The following is a 22,064-nucleotide window of genomic DNA, read 5'->3' as shown; positions in this document are numbered from 1 at the left end:
GCCGCTCGCCGATCCCCTGCAAATCACCCCTTCGCGGCCCGTTATGGCCGCCAGTCCCTTTGCTGATTCGGCCTTGGGCTCAAGTGTTGTAAATACTGAACGCTGTTGCCATGATGGCGACCACTTGACCTAACTTGATCATCAGGAGGACTCCCGCATTGGACGTCGGTGAACGACTGCAATCCATTCGTAAACTCAAAGGCCTGTCCCAGCGTGAACTCGCCAAACGAGCGGGCGTGACCAACAGCACCATCTCCATGATCGAGAAGAACAGCGTCAGCCCCTCGATCAGCTCGCTGCGGAAGGTGCTGGGCGGCATACCGATGTCCATGGTGGAGTTCTTTTCCGAAGAGCTCGAACCCGAAAACCCGACCCAAGTGGTCTACAAAGCCAGCGAACTGATCGATATCTCGGACGGTGCCGTGACCATGAAACTGGTCGGCAAATCCCATCCGAGTCGCGCCATTGCGTTCCTTTCCGAGGTCTACCCGCCGGGTGCCGACACGGGCATCGAGATGCTCGTGCACGAGGGCGAGGAGACCGGGATTCTGGTTGAGGGCCGTCTTGAACTGGTGGTCGGTCTTGATACCTACGTGCTGGAAGAGGGCGACAGTTACTACTTCGAGAGCTCCCGACCCCATCGCTTTCGCAACCCCTACGACGTTCCTGCGCGGCTCATCAGCGCTGCCACGCCGGCGAATTTCTGATCAGCGCCATGATTAACCGAACACTGATCTTCCTAGGGCTGGCCGGCTTGCTGTTCGCCGATGCGGCTGACGCGACCATGCGCTGCGGCACGGCGCTTATCAGTCTGGGTGACACCGCCGATGTGGTCCGCCAGAAGTGCGGCGCGCCAGACAGCAGTGTTGATCAAATGCCTGCGTTGCGAAGCAACGGCGTACCCAGGCTCGGTTTTGCGAAGGTTAGTTTGTGGGTGTACGGTCCTCGTAATGGTGCAAAACAACACCTGCGGTTTATCGAGGACAAGCTGGTAGAGATCGAGACGAAGCGGGATTGAGTCGCCGACTGGCAGTCGTTTTATGAGGGCGCAAGCGGCGCAATGCAGCAAATTCCCTGAAGGCCCGGTCCAACCGCTATCCAATAACAAAATCAGGAGAGGCCGGATGCCGCATTCCTGCTCGATCGAGCAAGCTGTCGATCACGTACTGGCCGAGTTGCCGGCCCATGTTCATATGGGTATGCCGCTGGGGTTGGGTAAGCCCAATCGTTTTGCCAACGCGTTGTATGCCCGGATCAAATCGCTGCCCGATCGGCACCTGACCATCTACACCGCCCTGTGCCTCGGGCGACCGGATGGTGGCGACGGTTTGCAGGGACGGTTTCTGGAGCCCTTTCTGGAGCGCGTCTTCGACGATTACCCTGAACTGGATTTTCTCACCGACCTGCGCCGGGACGACCTCCCGCCCAATGTTCACGTCCAGCAGTTTTTCATGCAGCCCGGCAGCCTGCTCGGCAGCGTCGAAGCGCAGCAGGATTACGTCAGCAGCAACTACAGCCACGCGGCGCGGGACATTGATGCCAACGGCCTGAACCTGATCGCGCAACTGATCGCCCGTGACCCGCAACGGCCCGATCAGCTCAGCCTGAGCTGCAACCCCGACATCACCCTCGACCTGCTGCCCTTGGTGGAAAAACGCCGTGGGGTGGGCGAGCGCATTCTGATGCTGGGCCACGTCCACTCGGACCTGCCCTACATGCAGGGCGATGCCGAGGTAAGCGCCGACACCTTCGACTTGCTGATCGAGCACGAAGAGCGCAGCACGCTGTTCTCGACACCGAACATGCCGGTCGGTATCCAGGATCATTTCATCGGCTTGTATGCGAGCACGTTGGTGCGCGACGGCGGCACATTGCAGATCGGCATCGGTTCGATGGGTGACGCCCTGACCGCCGCCTTGCTTGCGCGCCAGGCCGATAACGAAACCTACCGCGCGTGCCTGGCCGAGCTGGACGGCATCTCCAACTGGAAGCCGTTGATCGAGGCCCAAGGCGGGGTGATGCCCTTCGCCACCGGGCTTTATGGCTGCAGCGAAATGCTGGTCAACGGCCTGCTGGTGCTGCTGGACGCGGGGATCATCCGGCGCAAGGTTTACGCCGACATCGAGCTGCAGCAAATGGCCAACGACGGGGTTCTGGACGAGTCGGTTTATGGCGACGGCGTGTTGATTCACGGCGGCTTCTTTCTCGGCCCGCGCAGTTTCTACGAGCGGCTATGGGAATTCACGCCGGCGCAGATCGCGCAGATCAACATGACCGCGATCAGCTACATCAACGAGCTCTACGGCAACGAAACGCTCAAGCGTCTGCAGCGGCGCGATGCGCGGTTCATCAACAGTTGTTTCACTGTCACGTTGCTGGGCGCAGCGGTTTCAGATCAGTTGGCCGATGGCCGCGTGGTCAGCGGTGTGGGTGGGCAGTACAACTTCGTCGCTCAGGGCCATGCGCTGGAAGGCGCGCGTTCCGTGCTGATTCTGCGCAGCTGGCGTGAGTCGGGCGGGGAGGTGAATTCCAATATCGTCTGGGACTATGCGCACACGACAATCCCGAGGCATCTGCGTGACATCGTCGTCACGGAGTACGGCATTGCCGATCTACGCGGCAAGACCGATTCAGCGGTGATCGAGGCATTGCTTAATATCAGCGACTCACGCTTCCAGCCGGGCCTGATCGATCAGGCGCAGAAGGCCGGCAAGCTGCCGAAGGATTTCCGCCTTGATCCGTTGTTCAGCCAGAACACGCCCGAGCGGTTGAAGGACATCCGCCATCAGTTCCCGTCGCTCTTCGTCGAATACCCGCTGGGTAGCGACTTCACGGCTGAAGAGCGCGATCTGCTGCGCGCGCTGAACTGGCTGAAAAGCAAGTTCAAGCTCACGGAAATCATCGAGCTGGGCAAGGCCACGCTGGAAGCGCCTGACGCGAGCGCGTATCCGGAGCACTTGCAGCGCATGGGCCTCGATCATCCACAGGGGTTGCGGGACGAGCTGTATCAGCGGTTGGTGTTGGCGGGGTTGCAGGCGACGGCTTAGGCCTGATGTTTCCCACGTTCACTGTGGCATCCGTTCAGCCGAGGGTTTTGATCACCAGCAGCACGGCGGCGAAGAAGCCGCTAACAGCGAACAGCTGCTGCAACCTCGGGCCGGCGAGGTAACGGCTGACCTGCCTGCCGGCCATCAGTCCCGCGACAGCCCCGGCGGCGAACGGCAGGCCCACTGACCAGTGCATCGCGCCGCTGACGCTGGCCGTGATCACGCTGCCGGTCGAGACCAGTGCGATCACCGCCAGCGACGTGGCGACGATGCTTTTCATCTCAAGGTCGGTGTAGCGTGTTAAGGCCGGCACGATGACAAAGCCGCCGCCCACGCCGAGCAATCCTGACAATAGGCCGGCCAGCGCGCCGGTTGCCGCCAGTGACCGGGCGCACGGCAGCGTCCAGCGCAAGCGACCCACCAGCGGATTGACCACGCAGGGTCTGAACGCGCCCCGATCCGGCGGCTTGCCGTGGCGCAGTTCGTGAGCGGCTTTGCGGTAGATCCGCCCGCACACATAAAACAGAATCAGTGCAAACCCCAACGCCAGCGGCGCATTGGGCAATTGATGCGCCAGCCACAGGCCTACCGGCGACAGCGCGATGCCAATGATTGCGATGAAAATGGCGGCGCGGTAACGGACGATGCCTTGGCGCAATCCGAGCGCTGCACCGACCGCCGAGGCCAGCCCGACGGCCAGGAGGCCCACCGGCGCAGCTTCGATCATTGTCAGGCCCAGCCCGAAAACCAGCAGCGGCACCGCAAGGATCCCGCCACCCGCGCCTGTCAGCCCCAACACCGCGCCAATGATCGTACCGAGGCCGGCTCCGATCAGTTCGTGTTCATTCATGTTAAGTCAGCAAGTCCCGTGGGTCTGTCCGGAGGTGGGTGTTCAGTCGGTGAGCGCGCGGGATCAGCGCGCCTGGCAGCACTTACACCGCATTGATCGGGACTTTCAGGTAGCGCACGCCGTTGTCCTCCGCTTCCGGCAGATTGCCGCCGCGCATGTTGATCTGCACCGAAGGCAGGATCAGCACGGGCATGTCGAGGGTGGCATCGCGCTTCTCGCGCATCTCCACAAAGGCGTCCTCGTCGATGCCTTCACGCACGTGGATATTGCTGGCGCGTTGCTCGGCAACGGTGGTCATGAACATCAACTCTCGGCCGTTGGGCAGGTAGTCGTGACACATGAACAGACGCGTCTGCGGCGGCAGGCCGAGGATCCGGCCAACCGAGCGATACAGCGTGCGCGCATCGGCACCGGGGAAGTCGCAACGAGCGGTGCCGTAGTCGGGCATGAACAGGGTATCGCCGACAAACGCCACCGGTTCATTGCCAGCTTCAATCACGTACGTCATGCACGCCGGTGTGTGGCCAGGGGTGTGCATGGCTCTGGCCTGCAGCGTGCCAATCTGAAAATGCGCGTCATCTTCCAGCAGCCGGTCGAACTGGCTGCCATCACGGGCGAAGTCGCCTTTGGCGTTGAACAGCGTGCCGAAGACTTTCTGCACGCGGGTGATGTGGCTGCCAATGGCGACCGTGCCGCCGAGCTGTTCTTTCAGGTAGGCCGCCGCCGAGACGTGATCGGCGTGGACGTGGGTTTCCAGAATCCACTGCACCGACACGCCCAGCTCGCGGACCCTGCCGATCAGCTTGTCCGCAGATTGCGTGCTGGTGCGCCCGGATTTAGGGTCGTAATCCAGCACGCTGTCGATCAGCGCGGCCTGAAGCGTAGAGCGGTCAATGACCAGGTAACTGATGGTCGAGGTCTGCGGATCGAAGAACGCCTCTACGCTCAGTTTTTCGCCAATGATCATGATGCTCTCCTTTATTGCCGGTACAGGAATGCTGAAGCAGGTATCAAACGAACGTTACAACGCCATCTTTCAACGACTGCACGCGCGCCAGTGACTCTACACGATAGCCCTGGCCATCCAGTTCGGCGCGGCCGCCCTGAAATGACTTCTCGATCACGATACCCAGGCCGGCGACCGTCGCGCCCGCTTGCTTGATGATCGAGATCAGCGCCTGTGACGCCTTACCGTTGGCCAGGAAGTCGTCGATGATCAGCACACGATCGCTGCTGTTCAGGTGACGGGTAGAAATGGCGATGGTGCTTTCGGTCTGCTTGGTGAACGAGTACACCGCCGCGGAAAACATGTTTTCAGTGAGGGTCAGCGACTGATGCTTGCGCGCGAAAATCACCGGAACGCCCATCTTCAAACCGGTCATGACCGCAGGGGCGATGCCCGACGCCTCGATGGTGACGATTTTGGTGATGCCCGAGTCGGCGAACAGCGCGGCGAATTCGTCGCCGATCTGCTGCATCAGCACCGGGTCGATCTGATGGTTGAGAAACGCGTCGACCTTCAATACCTGGTCGGAAAGCACGATGCCTTCGTCGCGAATTTTCTTGTGCAGTGCTTCCACGTGGGTGGTCCTCAGAGCGCAATGTGCGCGAAATAAACGTTATCTTTTCAGCATGGCGCGTATGTCCGCCAAGGCTGTGTTGCCGCGTACGGCTTTGACTTCGACGGGCGTGTCATCGTTGCCTTCCCAGGCGAGATCGTCCGGCGGCAGTTCGTCGAGGAACCGGCTCGGCAGGCAATCGATGATTTCGCCGTACTGCTTGCGCTTGGCCGCAAAGGTGAACGCCAGCGTCTGCCGCGCGCGGGTGATGCCCACGTAGGCCAGACGGCGCTCTTCTTCGATGGTGTCGGCCTCGATACTGGAGCGGTGCGGGAGGATTTCCTCTTCCATGCCCATGATGAACACGTACGGAAATTCCAGACCCTTGGAGGCGTGCAGGGTCATCATCTGCACGCCTTCGGCGCCGTCTTCCTCTTCCTGCTGACGTTCGAGCATGTCGCGCAGGACCAGCTTGCCGATGGCCTCCTCGATGGTCATGCCGCCTTCTTCGTCCTTCTCCAGCGTGTTTTTCAGCGCCTCGATCAGGAACCACACGTTGCCCATGCGGTAGTCGGCGGCCTTGTCGCTGGAGCTGTTCTGACGAATCCAGTTTTCGTAATCAATGTCCATGACCATGCTGCGCAAAGCGGCAATCGGGTCCTGCGTCGCGCATTGCTGGCGCACGCCGTCCATCCAGTGTTTGAAGCGTCTGAGGCGGTCGGTGAAGCGGGCGTCCAGATGCTCGCCCAGGCCGATCTCGTCGGTCGCGGCATACATCGACACCTTGCGCTCGGTGGAGTAGTTGCCCAGCTTCTCAAGGGTTGTCGAGCCGATTTCCCGGCGCGGGACGTTGATCACGCGCAGGAAGGCGTTGTCGTCATCCGGGTTCACCAGCAGGCGGAAATAGGCCATCAGGTCTTTCACTTCCTGACGTCCGAAGAAGCTGTTGCCCCCGGACAGCCGATACGGAATCTGATGGTGCTGCAGCTTCAGCTCGATCAGCTTGGCCTGATAGTTACCGCGATAGAGGATCGCGAAGTCGCTGTACGGCCGGTCGGTGCGCAGGTGCAGGCTGAGAATTTCGATGGCCACGCGCTCGGCTTCGGCGTCTTCGTTCTTGCAACGAATCACACGGATTTCATCGCCGTGGCCCATCTCGCTCCAGAGCTGTTTCTCGAACGCGTGGGGGTTGTTGGCGATCAGCACGTTGGCGCAGCGCAGAATACGGCTGGTAGAGCGGTAGTTTTGCTCCAGCATTACCACTTTCAACGACGGGTAATCGTCCTTGAGCAGCATCAGGTTTTCCGGCCGCGCGCCGCGCCAGGCGTAGATCGACTGGTCGTCGTCACCCACAACGGTGAACTGGCAGCGCGTGCCGATGAGCATCTTCACCAGCAGGTACTGGCTGGCGTTGGTGTCCTGGTATTCGTCGACGAGGAGGTAGCGCACCTTGTGCTGCCACTTTTCCAGAATGTCGGCGTGCTCTTCGAACAGCTTCACCGGCAGCAGAATCAGGTCGTCGAAATCCACCGCGTTGTACGCCTTGAGCGTGCGCTGGTAGTGGCTGTAGACGATGGCGGCGGTCTGTTCCTTGGGGTTGCGCGAATTGGCGAGGGCTTCGGGCGGCAGAATCAGTTCGTTTTTCCAGGCGCCGATCATGTTCTTGATCTCGTCGACGCCGTCGTCGCCCGAGTATTCCTTCTGCATGATGTCCGTCATCAGCGCCTTGACGTCGGTCTCGTCGAAGATCGAGAACCCGGGCTTGTACCCCAGACGGGCGTGTTCCTTGCGGATGATGTTCAGGCCCAGGTTGTGAAACGTCGAAACGGTCAGGCCGCGCCCTTCGCCGCTGCGCAGAAGGGTCCCGACGCGCTCCTTCATCTCCCGCGCCGCCTTGTTGGTAAAGGTCATGGCGACGATGTACTGGGCACGGATGCCGCAGTTCTGGATGAGGTGGGCAATCTTGCGTGTGATCACGCTGGTCTTGCCGGAGCCAGCGCCGGCGAGCACCAAAAGAGGGCCGCCGACGTAGTTCACGGCTTCCTGTTGCCGGGGATTGAGTCGGGACATGGGGACAAGTGGGGTCGCTTTGAAAAGGGCGGGCATTTTAACAGGGTCAGCGGATTTCGCAGCCACCGTCCGACACTGTGATGCGCCGCGCTATCTATATTTCGCCGTTTTGTTACATTTGCCTACTGCGGATGATTATCGCGTTTGACGACCCTCATTCGGGGGTGCGCCAAGGTCTTTACGTTTGTGTGGGGAGTTAGCTTGTCTACGCCTGTCGAACCCTTGCGCTTGCTGCTTCTGGCGGACACGCCCGAATGGCCGGCATCGTTGCGCGAGTGCCTGGCGCCGCTCGTAGACGCCGCCGTCCTGGACTGCGCGTCGAGCTGGGACGCCGTTGGCGATCAAACAGACCTCGCAGCCCCTGGAATCCTTTTCACCACTGAAGCCCTTCAGCCCGCCGCCGGCCAATGCAACTGGCCCACCGTATTGCTTTTTGACACGGAGCCGGACGAAGAGCCCGTCGGCGTCAGCGACTGGCTGGTGCGCGATGCGCTCACTCCGCAGGCCTTGCGCCGTTGTCTGCGTCATGTGCGCGAACGGGGCGTGCTGGAAACCACGCTCAATCGCCTCGCCGAGCAAGACCCTCTTACCGGTATCGCCAACCGCCAGGGCTTTCAGACCCTGTTGGCCGCCCGGCTGGCCGAGTTCGACGGTCGAGGTCTGGCCCTTGGGCATCTGGACCTGGACAACTTCCGCCGCGCCAATGACGCGTTGGGTCATCAGGCAGGCGATCGACTGATCCTGCAAGTCGTGGCGCGGCTGAAAGGCCAACTGGAAGCGTGCGATCAACTGGCACGACTGGGCAGCGATGAATTCGCCCTTCTGATCGACACTCGACGTGCCCCTGAGCGGGCGGAGTCCATTGCCGAGCGCATCACCGAAGCCTTGTCCGAACCGTATTGGGTCGATGGCGAAAGCCTGTTGATCGGGTGCAGCCTGGGCATCGCCTATGCGCGCATCAATGGCGGCGCCGATCCCTTGATGTGGCATGCGCATATCGCCATGCAGCAGGCCAAAGGCACGCAGGGCTGCACGTTTCACGTCTTCAACGAACGCATCAACCGCAATGCCCGAAGCCTCGCCGACCTGGAAAGCGAGCTGCGCCGCGCCTTGCGTCGCGACGAGCTGGAGCTGCATTACCAACCGCGCCTGTGCCTGAACACCGGGCACATTCTGGGGCTTGAGGCACTGGTGCGCTGGCGCCACGCTGAACGTGGGCTGTTGCCGCCGAGTGAATTCGTGCCATTGGCCGAGCAGAGCGGGCTGATCGTGCCGCTGGGATACTGGGTCATCGCCCGTGCGCTCCGAGACATGCAGGCGTTGCGCGAGAAAGGCGTACCGCCGCTGCACATGGCGATCAACCTTTCATTCCGTCAATTCCAGGACAACCAGTTGCTCGCAACGCTCAGCCGATTGATTGCCGATCGCGGCATTGACGCGCAATGGCTGGAATTTGAACTGACCGAAACGGCGGTCATGCGCCGCAGTGACCTGGTCAGGCAGACCATGGACGCGCTGGGTCGCCTGGGGGTGCGCTTCTCGCTGGACGATTTCGGCACCGGGTTTTCATCCTTCGTGCACCTCAATAGCCTGCCGATCACGCTGCTGAAGATCGACAAGAGCTTTGTCGGTGAAATGGAGCAGCGCGAGGAAAACCGCAAGCTGGTCCACGCCATGATCAACCTGGCCCACAACCTCAGCCTCGAAGTGGTGGCCGAAGGTGTTGAAACCCCTGAGCAACTGGCCTTGCTGCGCAGCTTCAACTGCGATCAGGTCCAAGGGTTTCTCATCAGCCACCCGCTTGCGTTGCCAGAGCTGACGGAGTATCTGGCGATGCATCAGGTGCAGAGAAAGGGACTGCAGGGGACTTGAGGAGCCACGCACGGCCCTACAGGTCTGAGTTCGCCTACCCCATCACCACAACGCCCGTCGCCTCTTTACGCAGCAGTCGCGCCGTCTTGCGCTCGAATGCCCAGGTCAGTGCGACCGCAGAGCAGAGCAGGCCGATCGCCAGTCCCCACCACACGCCCACCGCGCCCTGGTTCGCCAAAAACCCAAGGCCCCACGCCAACGGCGCGCCGACCACCCAGTAGCTCGCCAGCCCGATCAGAAACGTGGTTTTTGCGTCCTTGAAACCTCGAATGGCACCCATGGCAATGGTCTGCGTGCCGTCGAGAATCTCGAACCAGGCGGCGATGGCCAGCAACTTCACCGCCAGCTCGACCACTCCCTGGTATTTCGGATCGTTGACGTCCACGAACAACCCGATGACGGCGTGGGGCGCGACCCAGAACAGAATGCCGAACGACAGCATCAGCAGCCCGCCAAAACCAATCCCCATGCGTCCGGCAGTGCGCGCCAGCAGCAGATTTCCCGCCCCGTAGTGCAAGCCGATGCGCATGGTCACCGCATAGGAAATCCCGACTGGAACCATGAACGCCATCGACACCGATTGAAGGGCGATCTGGTGCGCGGCCATCTGTGTGCTGCCCATGGCCCCCATGCAGAACGCCGCAAAGGTGAACAGCCCGACTTCCACCGCGTACGTGCCGCCAATGGGCAGGCCCAGGCGCCACAGCTCTTTCAGGCAGCTGCGCGAGAGTTTCATCAGTTCTTTGTGAAGGGGGTACGCCGCGTAGGCGCTGTGATAACGAATGTGAAGTGCGAGGGCCAGGGCCATGGCGTTGGTGACAATGGCCGTGACCAGGCCAATGCCCATCAGGCCCCAGTGCGGCAGGCCGAACAGTCCGTGGATAAAGGCGTAATTGAGCCCGAAGTTGAGCGCCACGCCCACCAGGCTGATCACCATCACGGGTGTGGCGCGCCCCAGCGCACTGGTGAATCCGCGCAGGGCCATGAAGCTCAGAAGGCCGGGCAGCGCCAATGGCAGCGTGATCAGGAATTCACTGGCCATGTGCACGTTGGCTTCATCTTGACCAAACTGCAGCAAAATCGGCTCGAGGTTCCACAGGATCAGCGCGGCAATCAGCGCCATGCCCCATGCCAGCCACAAACCGGCCTGGGTCAAGCGTGTAACGCCTGCGTGATCGTTCGCGCCCTTGCGGATGGCAACCAACGTGCCGACTGCGGCCATGACACCCACGCAGAAGAACGACACGAAGTTATAGCTCGCCGCACCCAGCCCGCCACCGGCCAGGGATTCCGGGCCCAGTTTGCCCATCATTACGGTGTCGGTGAACACCATCAGCATGTGCGCCATCTGCGAAGCAATCAGCGGCCCGGCCAGACGCAGGATGATCCACAGTTCTTTGAAGGCGTGCTGGTGCATGGTCTTTGCGCTCGGGTTACGGGTGTTGGCAGGCCGGTCATTGTGGGGATTCAGGCGGGGATGCACAAAGGGATAAATGCGATCTCTCGCATGAGTAAAACTCATCCTGATATTTCTTTAGTAGAGTGATCTCACCTGCCCGACTGCCTGAGGGATACCCGTCGATGTCACGCACCCTTCCGCCACTGTATGCCCTGCGCGCGTTTGAAGCCGCTGCGCGACACAGTTCGTTCACGCGTGCCGCTGAAGAGCTGTCGATCACCCAAAGCGCGGTCAGTCGGCATATCCGCACGCTCGAAGAGCATTTCGCCTGCCGTCTGTTTCGCCGCAACGGTCGCAATCTGCAGCTTACCGAGGCCGCGCGTGAGTTGCTGCCGGGCGTACGGGAAGGTTTTTTGGCCTTGGAGCGAGCCTGCAGCGCGTTGATGGCGGAGGAGGGCATCTTGCGCATGAAGGCTCCATCGACCCTGACCATGCGCTGGTTGCTGGCGCGGCTGAGTCGTTTCCGCCATCTGCAGGTGGGCAACGAAGTCCAGCTGACCAGCGCCTGGATGGACATCGACAGCGTCGACTTCACCCAGGAGCCATTCGATTGCGCGGTGTTGCTCAGCCATGGGCACTTCCCGCCGGAGTGGGAGGCGACCTACCTGTTCCCTGAGCTGCTGATTCCCGTGGGCGCGCCGACGCTGCTGGATGATGCGCCTTGGGATGCCGAGCGACTGGCTGGCGCCGAACTGTTGCATCCCACGCCCGACCGTCGCGACTGGCGCCGATGGCTGGAGCGCATGGATTTGTCTGACCGGGTCTCGCTCAAGGGAGGGCAGGTCTTCGACACGCTGGAGCTGGGCATGATTGCGGCGGCCCGGGGTTACGGCGTTTCCATGGGCGATCTGCTGATGGTGGCGGAGGATGTCGCCCAGGGCCGACTGAGCCTGCCGTGGCGCACAGCGGTGGTCAGCGGGGAAAACTACTACCTTGTCTGGCCAAAGACTCGGCCGGGCGGCGAGCGTATGCGGCGGTTGAGTGACTTTTTGCAGGGCGAGGTGCAGGCGATGGAATTGCCGGACGTGACGATTCTGGAGTGAGCCGTAAAGCGCTCGGCCATCGAAAGCGGACGCAGGACAGCCAAAGAGGGGATTAATTCCGTCCTGAAACGATGTAGGACTCAAGTATTTCGTTTGTCCGCCGAAGGTGTATTGCAGAGCCGGTTCACCTCAATCGGCTCATCGATTCCCTCTATTAGAATTCGTCCGAATGGTGTTCCTGAGATCCAGGACGGCCCAGTCGTTCGGCAAGGAGCACCCATGCCTCAGCCTCGCGCCCGAATTGCCTCGCAACTCGGCATTGCCCTGGCCGTTATTCTGGCCGTCGTCATCAGCGGCAGCACGCTGTTTGCCCTGCGCTCACTGGACTCGGCAAACCTGGTCATCCGTGAGGAGCACATGAGCAGCGAAGCCCGGTTGCTCGCCGACCAGTTGAACACCTTCCACAGCACGTTGCGCGACAGCACCCTGCGTCTGAGCGGTCTGTTCGAGAAGCGTTTTTCGGCCGGCCTGAGCCTGCAGGGTGATCAGCAGATTGCGGTCGCGGGCGTGCAGACCCCTGCATTACTGCTCAACGGCAACGCGCTGAACAACGACTTCACTGAAGTCGACGACTTTAAAAACATGACGGCCGGCGTGGCGACGGTCTTCGTTCGCAGCGGCGACGACTTCGTGCGCGTCAGCACGTCCCTGAGCAAGCAGGACGGCTCGCGGGCCCTCGGCACCTCGCTGGATCACAAGCATCCGGCCTACGAAAAGCTGCTGGCCGGGCAGGGATACGTCGGTCGCGCGCTGTTGTTCGACCGTTTGTACATGACGCAGTACAGCCCGGTGCGTGACGCCAGCGGCAAGGTCATCGCCGTGTTGTTCGTCGGCTTCGATTACACCGACGCGCAGAAGGCGCAGTTCGACAACCTGAAAAACTTCCGCATCGGTTCCACCGGTTCGCTGGCGTTGCTTGATGAGCAGAACAAATGGCTGGTGCCGCCTGCGGGCGTGAAGGACCTGGATCAGGCAAGCACCACGCTGGCCGAGTTCGCCAAGACGCCGAGCGTTGGGCATTTCTGGCAGGACGCCGGTGAAGATTTCTACACCGTCGGCGAGAAGTTTGCCGGCGGCCCGTGGACGGTTCTGGCGACGATGCCCAAGGATGAAATCAGCGCAGTGACCTGGAGCGTCGGCACGCAATTGGCCATTGGCAGCCTGCTGGCGATGTTGATCGCTGTCGGCGCCGCGATCTGGCTGTTGCGCAGCAAGCTACGGCCGCTGTCGGCGCTGGTCAGTCAGGCAGAAGCCCTCGGCGCAGGTGATCTGAGTGCACGTCTGAACATTTCCAGCCATGACGAAATTGGTCAGTTGGCAGGCAGCTTCAACACGATGGGCCAGGCGCTGGAAACCATGGTGTCCCACATCCGCACGGCCGCGCTGGAAGTCAGCACCCGCGCCAACGCACTGTCCGGCTTGTCGGGCGGCGCTTATGACGGAATGGAACAGCAATCCGGCGAAATCACCAGTATGGCCGGTGCAGTGGAGGAGTTCAGCGCCACGGCCCTGACCATCGCCGACAACATGGGCACCACCGAACGCATGGCCCAGGGCAATGCCCAGCAGACGCGCATCGGTCGTACGTCCATGGAGGAGGCATCGGCCTCGCTGGAGCAAATTGCAGGCTCGCTGAGCAGCACCGCGACGGTGATCGATACCTTGGGCCAGCGCTCCCAGGAGATCGGCGGGATTGTCAGCGTCATCACCTCGATCGCCGAGCAGACCAACCTTCTGGCCCTCAACGCCGCGATTGAAGCCGCACGCGCAGGCGAGCAAGGCCGGGGTTTTGCGGTAGTGGCGGATGAAGTTCGCAGCCTGGCATCACGTACGCGCCAGGCCACCGATGAAATCTCCGGAATGATCAGCAGCATCCAGCAAGAGACCAGCAATGCCATCAGCACTATGCAGCAAGGCAACGCGCTGATGCAGGAAGGTCTCGCGCGCAACGCCAAAGTCGCAGCAGCGCTGGCCCAGATCGACGAACAAAGCCGCTCGGCCGGTGAGCAATTCACGTCCATCACCACGGCGACCCAGGAGCAGAGCAACACCGCAACGCTGCTCAGCGCCAACCTGCAAAGCATCGCCCTGGCGAACAGCGAGCAACGCGAAGTCGTGTCGAACCTCGCGATCACCGCTCAAGAGCTGAACGCGGTCGCGTCTGACTTGCAGAAAGAAGTGGATCGGTTTCGGTGAGGCGGGAGAGATGCCTAGGCGCTTGAGCAAACCCGCCTTGGCATACTTGCTCCATTCAATTGTCAGCACCGCGCTTCCTTTGGAGTAATTCGGTAGCGGCAGCCATGACATCCTCGTGCGAGTGCGTCGGCCCCGAGTCGTCCATGGCTTCACGCACCTTGGCCCTGAACCACTGATCGTAAGCGTCCGGGTGTGCACCGAGGCCAGCGGGTAGACCGCCTTCGCGGACTACCCGAGTGAGCAAAATACGCACTGCATCGGAAATAGTGAGGCCAAAGTTGGCCAAGGTCTCCGATGCCTGGTTTTTAAGTGCCTGATCAATCCTCACATGCAGCATTGAAGTCTGGGTTGTCATGAGGGCTACTCCTGAAAAAGATCACTATGTATCTCATTTGAGATACGCACAAAGAAGATCTTTAGTTCGAGGAAGGCCGATACTGCAAAGCCTCAGCAATGTGGCATCGGGCGATAGCGTCCACCTTCTCCAGATCGGCCAGCGTGCGCGCCACTTTCAGCAATCGGTGTGCAGCGCGCAGAGAGAGGTTCAGACGTTCACAAGCATTCTCGAGCCAGGCTTCGTCTTCCGGCAACAGCGCGCAGTGCTGACGCAGTGCGGGCAGATCAAGGAATGCATTGGCGCAGCCCTGGCGTCGTTGTTGGCGCTGTCGGGCTTCGGATACCACCTCCGCTGCGCTGGCGCTTTCACCCTTGCAATCGGGCGTTGCCGCTAAAGACGTGGTTTCACGGGCAACCGTCAGATGCAGGTCAATCCGGTCGAGCAGCGGCCCGGACAGCTTGTTGCGGTAACGCTGAATCTGATCAGTTGAGCAGCGACAGCGCCCGGTCGGCTCGCCGTGATAACCGCACGGGCAGGGGTTCATCGCCGCCACCAGCTGAAAGCGCGCCGGAAAGCGCACCCGATCCCGCGCGCGGGAAATCACGATGTGGCCCGATTCGAGCGGTTCGCGAAGCACCTCCAGCACGCGCCGATCAAATTCCGGAAGCTCGTCCAGAAACAGCACGCCGTGATGCGCGAGGGTGATTTCGCCGGGCTGCGGACGACTGCCACCCCCGACCAGCGCAGGACCTGATGCCGAGTGATGGGGCTGGCGGAAAGGGCGCTGAGGCCAACTGGTCAGCGGCGCGTGACTGGCGACCGATTGAATCGCCGCCACTTCCAACGCTTCGAGCTCATCCAGCGGCGGCAATAGCCCGGGCAAACGGCTCGCGAGCAGCGTTTTACCGGTGCCGGGAGGGCCGCTGAAAAGCAGGTTATGCGCGCCAGCCGCGGCCACCAGCAACGCGCGTTTGGCAGCGATCTGGCCTTGCACCTCACTCAAGTCGGGATAAGGCTGCGTCTGCAGGATCAGGCCATTGGATTTATAGGGCGAGATAACCGTGTGTCCATTCAGGTGCGACACCAGCTCCAGCAGATGACTGACCGCGATTACCTTCAGGCCTGACGCCAGACAAGCCTCCTCGGCATTCACCGCAGGCACGATCAGCGTATGGCCCGCTTCCCGCGCAGCAAGCGCCGCCGGGAGCACGCCTTGGACGGGCCGAATCGCCCCCGACAACGCCAGCTCCCCCAGGCACTCAATGCCCTCCAGTGCAAGGGTCGGCACCTGCGCGCTGGCGGCCAGCAAGCCAAGCGCGATGGCAAGATCGAAGCGTCCGCCGTCCTTGGGCAAATCGGCAGGCGCCAGATTCAAGGTGATACGTCGCGCAGGAAATTCCAGCCGACAGTTAAGGATCGCACTGCGCACCCGATCCTTGCTCTCCTTGACTGCGCCCTCCGGCAGACCCACCAGCGTCAGGCTGGGCAACCCGTTGGCGAGATGGGTTTCGACGGTCACGGCAGGCGCTTCAACGCCAACTTGGGCACGGCTCAGAACAATGGCGAGGGACATGTCTTTCCTTGAAGGCAGCACCGCTTCCTGCGGCGAGCTGAAGGATAGTCATTGCCCTGAAGCTTGGCCCCGTGCATGTTCTACGGCATGTGTATGAATGGAAGGAGGGAGGAGTGATGACCCGTAATGGAGAGGGGCCCGTGCATCCAGGGGAAATTCCAAGCGAAGAGTTTCTCGAACCGTTGGCCACTACGGTCACCTTCGCCGGGGCACGAGCCGGTGACTTCGAAGCGCTTGTTGCCATCCGGATCGACGCCATGCGTGAGAGTCTTGAGCGCATTGGTCGATTTGATCCCGTGCGCGCCCGAGAGCGTTTTCGTGAAGGCTTTTCCCCCGAGTTTACTCGTCACGTTGTGGTTGCCGGAAAGCGAGTAGGGTTTGTCGTGGTCAAACCGCGTTTGGACGGGCTGTTACTCGATCACCTGTACATCACGCCAGGCGCACAAGGGTCAGGAATAGGCTCGATTGTCCTTCGTCAGATCTTCATGGAAGCGGATGCGGTGGCGCTGGACTTGTATGTTGGGGCGCTGAGAGAAAGCGCTTCAAACCGCTTTTATACTCGTCATGGTTTTCAGTTCGTCGAAGCGGGCGAATTTGATAACTACTATGTTCGGCACGCTGCTCAAGGCTGCCCGCCAGTGGGTGGCTGAACAAAGCCTTCATAGACAGCGCCGACATGGCGCTGCGGCTGGCGGCGTGTTTTGAGACCACCCCGGAGTTCTGGCTGAACTTGCAGCTCACCTACGACCTGCGCAAAGCAGAGATCGAGCGAGGGCAGGCTATCAAGGCCCAGGTTCAGCGCATTGCGCACTGCGCCTGAGCACATTCAGGTTCTGAAGCTCAACCCTGCGGCTCAGCCTCTGATGCTTTCGGCTGAGGCGCCAACTGCGCTTCCATCTCCGCCATCTTCGCTTCCAGTGCCTCAAGTCGGGCGCGGGTGCGGGCGAGGACGATCATCTGGCTATCAAATTCTTCCCGGCTGACCAGGTCCAGCTTGCTGAAGCCGCTCTGCAGAAGCGCCTTGAACTGGGTTTCGAATTCGCTGCGTGGAACCGGGGTTTCGCCGTTGAACAGGCGGGAAGCGTGGCCGCTCAGGGCGTCGAGAAAAGCTTTGGGGGCGAGCATGATGAAATTCCAGAATCAGATGGCGCGAGTGTAGCACGCAGCTTTTGGCCCCTTGAGGAGAGGATGCGCTGCACGCTTTTCGCGCATCGCCTCGGGCACGTGCGCACCGTTGTTGTGCGGTGATGGCAATCGACGACTACCCTGAAGCCTGAATTAACGGTGGAAGGGCCGAAATTCAAGACCATCGATGAGATGGCAAGCTTTCTGCTTAGTGGCTTGTAACCCATGCACTGATGCAGTTGCTGTGACGAATGCAGTGCGGCAGGCGGAGCGGGGAATGTTTCGTCAGAAGCGGTTTTCTGGAGCTGGTCAGGTCTCTTGCGGACACGACGCGTTACAAAGCCAGACACTGCGCTTAGACTTGAGTCGGGTTTGTTTTCCTGGGGCAAGTCCACCAATTCGGGAGAAAGTTTCATGAAGCTAGTCACTGCCATCATCAAGCCGTTCAAGCTGGACGACGTACGCGAGTCGCTGTCCGAAATCGGCGTGCAGGGCATCACAGTCACTGAAGTCAAAGGCTTCGGACGTCAGAAAGGCCACACCGAGCTGTATCGCGGTGCGGAGTATGTAGTCGACTTCCTCCCCAAGGTGAAGATCGATGTTGCGATCGACGACAAGGATCTGGACCGCGTTATCGAAGCGATAACCAAAGCGGCCAACACCGGCAAGATCGGTGACGGAAAGATCTTCGTGGTCAATCTGGAACAGGCCATCCGCATCCGTACCGGCGAAACCGATACCGACGCAATCTAAGCCGCCAAACCCCAACGCCCCAGGAGAAAACAATATGACTCTGCGTCAATTCGCAGGGCTAGGAGCCCTGTTGTCCCTCGTAACCCCTGGCTTGGCCATGGCGGCAGACGAAGTGGCAGCCCCCGTACTCAATTCCGGCGACACCGCCTGGATGCTGACCTCCACCGCGCTGGTGCTGTTCATGACCATCCCGGGTCTGGCGCTGTTCTACGGCGGCATGGTCCGCTCCAAAAACATTCTTTCCGTGATGATGCAGTGCTTCGCCATTACCGGCCTGATCAGCATCCTGTGGGTCGTCTACGGCTACAGCATGGCGTTCGACACCACCGGTATGGAAGCCAACGTCGTCAACTTCAACTCCTTCGTTGGCGGTCTGTCGAAGGCGTTCCTGGCAGGCATCACCCCAGCGAGCATTACAGGCCCTGCGGCACTGTTCCCGGAAGCCGTCTTCGTGACCTTCCAGATGACCTTCGCCATCATCACCCCGGCCCTGATCGTCGGCGCTTTCGCAGAACGCATGAAGTTCTCCGCGATGCTGATCTTCATGGCGATCTGGTTCACCCTGGTTTACGCGCCGATTGCGCACATGGTCTGGAGCGGCGTCGGTGGTCTGTTGTGGGACTGGGGCGTTCTCGACTTCGCGGGCGGCACCGTCGTTCACATCAACGCCGGTGTGGCTGGCCTGGTAGCGTGCCTGGTGCTCGGCAAGCGTAAAGGTTTCCCGACCACCCCGATGGCTCCGCACAATCTGGGTTACACCCTGATAGGCGCGGCCATGCTCTGGGTCGGCTGGTTCGGCTTCAACGCAGGTTCGGCGGCTGCGGCCAACGGCACCGCCGGTATGGCCATGCTGGTCACCCAGATCGCTACCGCTGCTGCAGCGCTGGGCTGGATGTTCGCCGAATGGTTGACCCACGGTAAGCCAAGCGCTCTGGGCATCGCCTCGGGTGTGGTTGCCGGTCTGGTTGCTGTGACTCCAGCTGCCGGCACTGTCGGCCCGATGGGCGGCCTGATCATCGGTCTGGCGGCAGGCGTGGTCTGCTTCTTCTGCGCCACCAGCCTGAAACGCAAACTGGGCTACGACGACTCCCTGGATGCCTTCGGCGTTCACGGCATCGGCGGTATCCTCGGCGCGATCTTGACCGGCGTGTTTGCAGCCCCTTCGCTGGGCGGCTTCGGCACCGTGACCGACATCGCGGCACAAGTCTGGATTCAATGCAAAGGCGTCGGCTTCACGGTCATCTATACCGCGATCGTGACCTTCATCATCCTCAAGGTGCTCGACATGGTCATGGGCCTGCGTGTCACCGAAGAAGAAGAAGCGGTCGGCCTGGATCTGGCGCAACACAACGAACGTGGCTACAACTTGTAATCCACCCATGAAAAAATGCCCGGGTCTCCGGGCATTTTTTTGTCTGGCGTTTGTCGATAGGGGTGTCCGCACAAGGGGCAGGTGTTCCAGGCAGGAACATCCGCTGCAATGTGCGGCCAATCCTGACGTTTCTGGACGCTTCCGAGGGCATAAATGCCCTTGTTCAGCGCTCGTGAAAATCGTCGCTCATTACGCACTTTGTTTTTTTTTCCAGCGCGTTAGAATGCGCGCCGAAGGGCGGAGAACGGTATGTGGCAACAGACCTTGATCACGCTGCGGGCAAGGCCTCGTGGTTTCCATCTGGTGACGGACGAGATCGTCGCGGGGCTTCGCGAATTACGCGAATGCCGCATCGGCCTGCTGCATGTCTGGTTGCAACACACCTCGGCCTCGTTGACCGTCAACGAGAACGCCGATCCGGCGGTACGTCGCGATTTCGAGCGTTTTTTCAGCCGTCTGGTGCCTCAGGGGCGCGACGGCTACGAGCATGACGACGAAGGGCCCGACGATCTGCCTGCGCACTTCAAAGCCAGTCTGCTTGGCTGCCAGCTGACCTTACCGGTTACAAATGGACGGCTGGCGCTGGGCACATGGCAAGGTATTTATCTGGGCGAGCACCGTGATGCAGGCGGTGCGCGTAAAGTCCTCGTCACGCTTCAGGGTGAGGGGCACGACCGCTGAAAATACGCGGTAGTTGAATTTTTTCCGGCTGTCCAAGAAATCAAGCCCGGCTGGGCTATAACTAATCTGCTTTCGCAAGTCATGAGGTAGAACATGAGCGACGACGACATCGAAGAAGGTCTGGAAGACGAGCTGGAAGAAGGGGAGGACGGTGAGGGGCTTGCAGCGGCTTCCGATGAAGATGTAGTGGAGGTCGACGACAGCGCTGAAGTCTCTGCGACTCCGGCCAAAGGCAAGGCCAAGGCCGCCGTCTCCGTTGACGAACTGCCCAGCGTGGAAGCCAAGAACAAAGAGCGTGATGCTCTGGCTCGCGCGATGGAGGAGTTCCTGGCTCGTGGTGGCAAGGTCGTGGAAGTGGAGGCCAACGTGGTCGCCGATCCGCCCAAGAAGCCCGACAACAAGTACGGCAGCCGCCCTATTTAAGGGGCTGGTTGTGCGCTTGATGAAAAACCCGCTGTCGCTGCGGGTTTTTTATTGCCTGCGATTCAGGCCGCTAAGGCCACAAGGGCCGGTTTGACGCGCTGGAAGCGCGAATCAACCCCAGCGCGCCAGCACCTCTGGCAACTGCGTCAGGCTACTGATCTCGCCATCCGGCGCTTTTTCAGCTTCCCAGACTTTGCCGCCGGGGTTGTACCAGATCGCCCGCATGCCGGCCTGCTGAGCACCGGCGATGTCGTCGCCCGGATGATCGCCGACGTGCACGGCCTGGCGGGCTTCGGCATTGCCGCGTTTCAGCGCTTCGACGAAGGGCGCAGGGTCGGGTTTGCCGATGCCCAGATCTTCGGCGCACAGCGCGAAGGCGAAATAATCAGCCAGGCCGAGGCGGCGGACGTCGGCATTGCCGTTGGTCACCACACCCAGCGTGTAAGACTTGGTCAGGATCTCCAGCGTCGGCACCACTTCAGGGAAGATGTCCAACTGATGCCGCCCCTGAAGGAACACTTCAAAGCTCTGGTCCGCCAGCTCGTGGGCTTCTGCACGGCCATACCCGGCATCTTCAAGGGCGTGAAACAGCACCGTACGGCGTAACGTACTGATCCGGTGTTTGAACGTCGGATCCTCTTCGATGAGTCGCGAGCGGATTTCCCACAGATGCTCGACCGGAACCGGCCCGAGTTTTGGCGCGTTGGCAGCCAGCCAGTCACGCAGCTTGGCTTCGGCACTGACAATCGCCGGTGCGGTTTCCCACAGCGTGTCGTCCAGATCGAAGGTGATCAGCTTAATGCTCATTGTCGGCGTTACCTTTGCGCTTGGCCCGTGGATGGGCGCTGTCGTACACCGTGGCCAGATGCTGGAAATCCAGATGGGTGTAGATCTGAGTGGTGGCGATGTCGGCGTGGCCCAGCAGTTCCTGCACGGCGCGCAGGTCCTGGGACGACTCCAACAAGTGACTGGCGAATGAATGGCGAAGCATGTGCGGGTGCAGGTTCTGGCCCAGCTCGCGCTCGCCAGCCGCCTTGACCCGCAGTTGGATCGAACGCGGCCCCAGACGGCGGCCTTGTTGGCTGACGAACACCGCATCGTCCTGCGGATTGGCGAGCGCACGCTGCTTGAGCCACTCCTCCAGCGCTTCCCGGGCTTTTCTGCCGACTGGCAAAACCCGGGTTTTGCTACCTTTGCCGAGGACCTGCACAAGACCGTCCGCCAGATCCAGGTCTGCACAGTTCAGCCCGGTCAACTCGGACAGGCGCAGGCCTGACGAATAGAACAGCTCAAGGATGGCCTGATCGCGCCGGGCCAGAAAATCGTCTTCGACCCCGCCTTCAAGCAGTTGCAGGGCGCGGTCGGCGTCGAGGGTTTTCGGCAAGCGCCGCTCGCCCTTGGGCGGTGACAGGCCATTGGCCGGATCGTGATCGCAAAGGCCTTCGCGGTTGAGAAAGTGATAAAAGCCGCGAACGGCTGACAGCAATCTGGCCAGGCTGCGCGAGGACTGACCCTGCTGGTGAAGGCGAGCGACAAGGCCGCGCATGGCCTGAATATCCAGCGCTTTCCAGCTGTCGATGTGCTGCTTTTCGCAGAACGCCAGGACCTTGTTCAGGTCGCGGCGATAGGCTTCAAGCGTATGGCTCGACACTTGGCGCTCACTGCGCAGGTGCGTGCAGTAAGCGTCCAGTTGCCGCTCCATGA

The 22,064-nt window shown here is 61.0% G+C and carries 21 protein-coding genes and 2 pseudogenes; 13 read left to right on the top strand and 10 right to left on the bottom strand.

Features of this window, described 5'->3' with window-relative positions:
- Positions 1-158: 158 nt before the first annotated feature.
- From SLW75_RS17895 to SLW75_RS17885, 3 genes are all read left to right on the top strand, one after another.
- The gene (locus SLW75_RS17895; RefSeq protein WP_065988249.1) at positions 159-707 is read left to right on the top strand and encodes a cupin domain-containing protein; all 549 of its coding nucleotides are present in this window, start codon (positions 159-161) and stop codon (positions 705-707) included.
- A gap of 47 nt (positions 708-754) precedes the next feature.
- Positions 755-1,018, top strand: a complete 264-nt coding sequence (locus SLW75_RS17890; RefSeq protein ID WP_410935067.1) for a DUF2845 domain-containing protein — start codon at positions 755-757, stop codon at positions 1,016-1,018.
- 106 nt (positions 1,019-1,124) lie between these two features.
- Positions 1,125-3,047 carry an acetyl-CoA hydrolase/transferase C-terminal domain-containing protein gene (locus SLW75_RS17885; RefSeq protein ID WP_410935066.1) on the top strand — a complete coding sequence of 641 codons (1,923 nt, stop codon included), beginning with the start codon at positions 1,125-1,127 and terminating at the stop codon, positions 3,045-3,047.
- Between the two features lie 34 nt (positions 3,048-3,081).
- Here the strand turns inward: SLW75_RS17885 and SLW75_RS17880 are convergent, their stop codons facing one another.
- The 4 genes from SLW75_RS17880 to rep form a co-directional block, all read right to left on the bottom strand.
- A complete protein-coding gene (locus SLW75_RS17880) occupies positions 3,082-3,897 on the bottom strand; it encodes a sulfite exporter TauE/SafE family protein (protein ID WP_065988252.1) in 816 nt (271 codons plus the stop codon).
- Between the two features lie 82 nt (positions 3,898-3,979).
- Positions 3,980-4,864: an MBL fold metallo-hydrolase gene (locus SLW75_RS17875; RefSeq protein WP_410935065.1), complete on the bottom strand. Its 885-nt coding sequence runs from the start codon at positions 4,862-4,864 to the stop codon at positions 3,980-3,982.
- A 43-nt stretch (positions 4,865-4,907) separates the two neighbouring features.
- The gene (locus SLW75_RS17870) at positions 4,908-5,477 is read right to left on the bottom strand and encodes a xanthine phosphoribosyltransferase (RefSeq protein WP_410935064.1); all 570 of its coding nucleotides are present in this window, start codon (positions 5,475-5,477) and stop codon (positions 4,908-4,910) included.
- Between the two features lie 39 nt (positions 5,478-5,516).
- Positions 5,517-7,526: a DNA helicase Rep gene (gene rep / locus SLW75_RS17865; protein WP_074892658.1), complete on the bottom strand. Its 2,010-nt coding sequence runs from the start codon at positions 7,524-7,526 to the stop codon at positions 5,517-5,519.
- A gap of 201 nt (positions 7,527-7,727) precedes the next feature.
- Between rep and SLW75_RS17860 the strand changes: the two genes are divergently transcribed.
- Positions 7,728-9,398: a putative bifunctional diguanylate cyclase/phosphodiesterase gene (locus tag SLW75_RS17860; protein ID WP_065988256.1), complete on the top strand. Its 1,671-nt coding sequence runs from the start codon at positions 7,728-7,730 to the stop codon at positions 9,396-9,398.
- A 34-nt stretch (positions 9,399-9,432) separates the two neighbouring features.
- On the opposite strand, the gene SLW75_RS17855 is transcribed toward SLW75_RS17860, so the two are convergent.
- On the bottom strand, positions 9,433-10,815 hold the full coding sequence (locus SLW75_RS17855) for a NorM family multidrug efflux MATE transporter (protein WP_065988257.1): 1,383 nt from the start codon (positions 10,813-10,815) through the stop codon (positions 9,433-9,435).
- 164 nt (positions 10,816-10,979) lie between these two features.
- Here SLW75_RS17855 and SLW75_RS17850 point away from each other — a divergent pair, with 164 nt between their 5' ends.
- From SLW75_RS17850 to SLW75_RS17840, 3 genes and pseudogenes are all read left to right on the top strand, one after another.
- Positions 10,980-11,900, top strand: a complete 921-nt coding sequence (locus tag SLW75_RS17850) for a LysR substrate-binding domain-containing protein (protein WP_410928282.1) — start codon at positions 10,980-10,982, stop codon at positions 11,898-11,900.
- 219 nt (positions 11,901-12,119) lie between these two features.
- Positions 12,120-13,241: pseudogene (locus SLW75_RS17845) on the top strand (Cache 3/Cache 2 fusion domain-containing protein); the annotation flags it as partial.
- Positions 13,236-14,096: a methyl-accepting chemotaxis protein gene (locus SLW75_RS17840; RefSeq protein WP_410935185.1), complete on the top strand. Its 861-nt coding sequence runs from the start codon at positions 13,236-13,238 to the stop codon at positions 14,094-14,096. The pseudogene SLW75_RS17845 and the gene SLW75_RS17840, both read left to right, overlap by 6 nt.
- A 55-nt stretch (positions 14,097-14,151) precedes the next feature.
- On the opposite strand, the gene SLW75_RS17835 is transcribed toward SLW75_RS17840, so the two are convergent.
- Both SLW75_RS17835 and SLW75_RS17830 read right to left on the bottom strand, forming a co-directional pair.
- Complete coding sequence (locus SLW75_RS17835; RefSeq protein ID WP_410928281.1) at positions 14,152-14,451, bottom strand: type II toxin-antitoxin system RelB/DinJ family antitoxin; 300 nt, start codon at positions 14,449-14,451, stop codon at positions 14,152-14,154.
- A 61-nt stretch (positions 14,452-14,512) separates the two neighbouring features.
- Entirely contained in the window at positions 14,513-16,006 is a 1,494-nt protein-coding gene (locus SLW75_RS17830) for a YifB family Mg chelatase-like AAA ATPase (RefSeq protein WP_192130675.1), read from the bottom strand.
- Positions 16,007-16,263: 257 nt separating this feature from the next.
- Between SLW75_RS17830 and SLW75_RS17825 the strand changes: the two genes are divergently transcribed.
- Entirely contained in the window at positions 16,264-16,656 is a 393-nt protein-coding gene (locus SLW75_RS17825; protein WP_244160320.1) for a GNAT family N-acetyltransferase, read from the top strand.
- Between the two features lie 17 nt (positions 16,657-16,673).
- Positions 16,674-16,826: pseudogene (locus SLW75_RS17820) on the top strand (addiction module antidote protein, HigA family); the annotation flags it as partial.
- A gap of 20 nt (positions 16,827-16,846) precedes the next feature.
- On the opposite strand, the gene SLW75_RS17815 reads toward SLW75_RS17820, so the two are convergent.
- Complete coding sequence (locus SLW75_RS17815; RefSeq protein ID WP_410935063.1) at positions 16,847-17,131, bottom strand: accessory factor UbiK family protein; 285 nt, start codon at positions 17,129-17,131, stop codon at positions 16,847-16,849.
- Between the two features lie 414 nt (positions 17,132-17,545).
- Here SLW75_RS17815 and glnK point away from each other — a divergent pair, with 414 nt between their 5' ends.
- The 4 genes from glnK to SLW75_RS17795 all read left to right on the top strand — a co-directional run bounded on the left by glnK (position 17,546) and on the right by SLW75_RS17795 (position 20,360).
- Positions 17,546-17,884 (top strand): P-II family nitrogen regulator, encoded by a 339-nt coding sequence (gene glnK / locus SLW75_RS17810; RefSeq protein WP_002555808.1) that lies wholly within the window; start codon positions 17,546-17,548, stop codon positions 17,882-17,884.
- Positions 17,885-17,918: 34 nt separating this feature from the next.
- Positions 17,919-19,256: an ammonium transporter gene (locus tag SLW75_RS17805; RefSeq protein WP_065987505.1), complete on the top strand. Its 1,338-nt coding sequence runs from the start codon at positions 17,919-17,921 to the stop codon at positions 19,254-19,256.
- Positions 19,257-19,505: 249 nt separating this feature from the next.
- Complete coding sequence (locus SLW75_RS17800) at positions 19,506-19,937, top strand: secondary thiamine-phosphate synthase enzyme YjbQ (protein ID WP_065987504.1); 432 nt, start codon at positions 19,506-19,508, stop codon at positions 19,935-19,937.
- Between the two features lie 93 nt (positions 19,938-20,030).
- The gene (locus tag SLW75_RS17795; protein ID WP_065987503.1) at positions 20,031-20,360 is read left to right on the top strand and encodes a hypothetical protein; all 330 of its coding nucleotides are present in this window, start codon (positions 20,031-20,033) and stop codon (positions 20,358-20,360) included.
- Between the two features lie 111 nt (positions 20,361-20,471).
- On the opposite strand, the gene SLW75_RS17790 is transcribed toward SLW75_RS17795, so the two are convergent.
- Both SLW75_RS17790 and xerC read right to left on the bottom strand, forming a co-directional pair.
- A complete protein-coding gene (locus SLW75_RS17790) occupies positions 20,472-21,167 on the bottom strand; it encodes an HAD family hydrolase (RefSeq protein WP_410935062.1) in 696 nt (231 codons plus the stop codon).
- Positions 21,157-22,062: a tyrosine recombinase XerC gene (gene xerC / locus SLW75_RS17785; RefSeq protein WP_065987501.1), complete on the bottom strand. Its 906-nt coding sequence runs from the start codon at positions 22,060-22,062 to the stop codon at positions 21,157-21,159. Before xerC ends, SLW75_RS17790 begins: the two co-directional genes overlap by 11 nt.
- Positions 22,063-22,064 lie beyond the last annotated feature (2 nt).

It is taken from the genome of Pseudomonas sp. W5-01 (genome assembly GCF_046540435.1).
GTDB lineage: Bacteria > Pseudomonadota > Gammaproteobacteria > Pseudomonadales > Pseudomonadaceae > Aquipseudomonas > Aquipseudomonas graminis_B.
The sequence above is the reverse complement of the archived record's forward strand: the minus strand, read 5'-3'. Positions and strand labels throughout refer to the sequence as shown.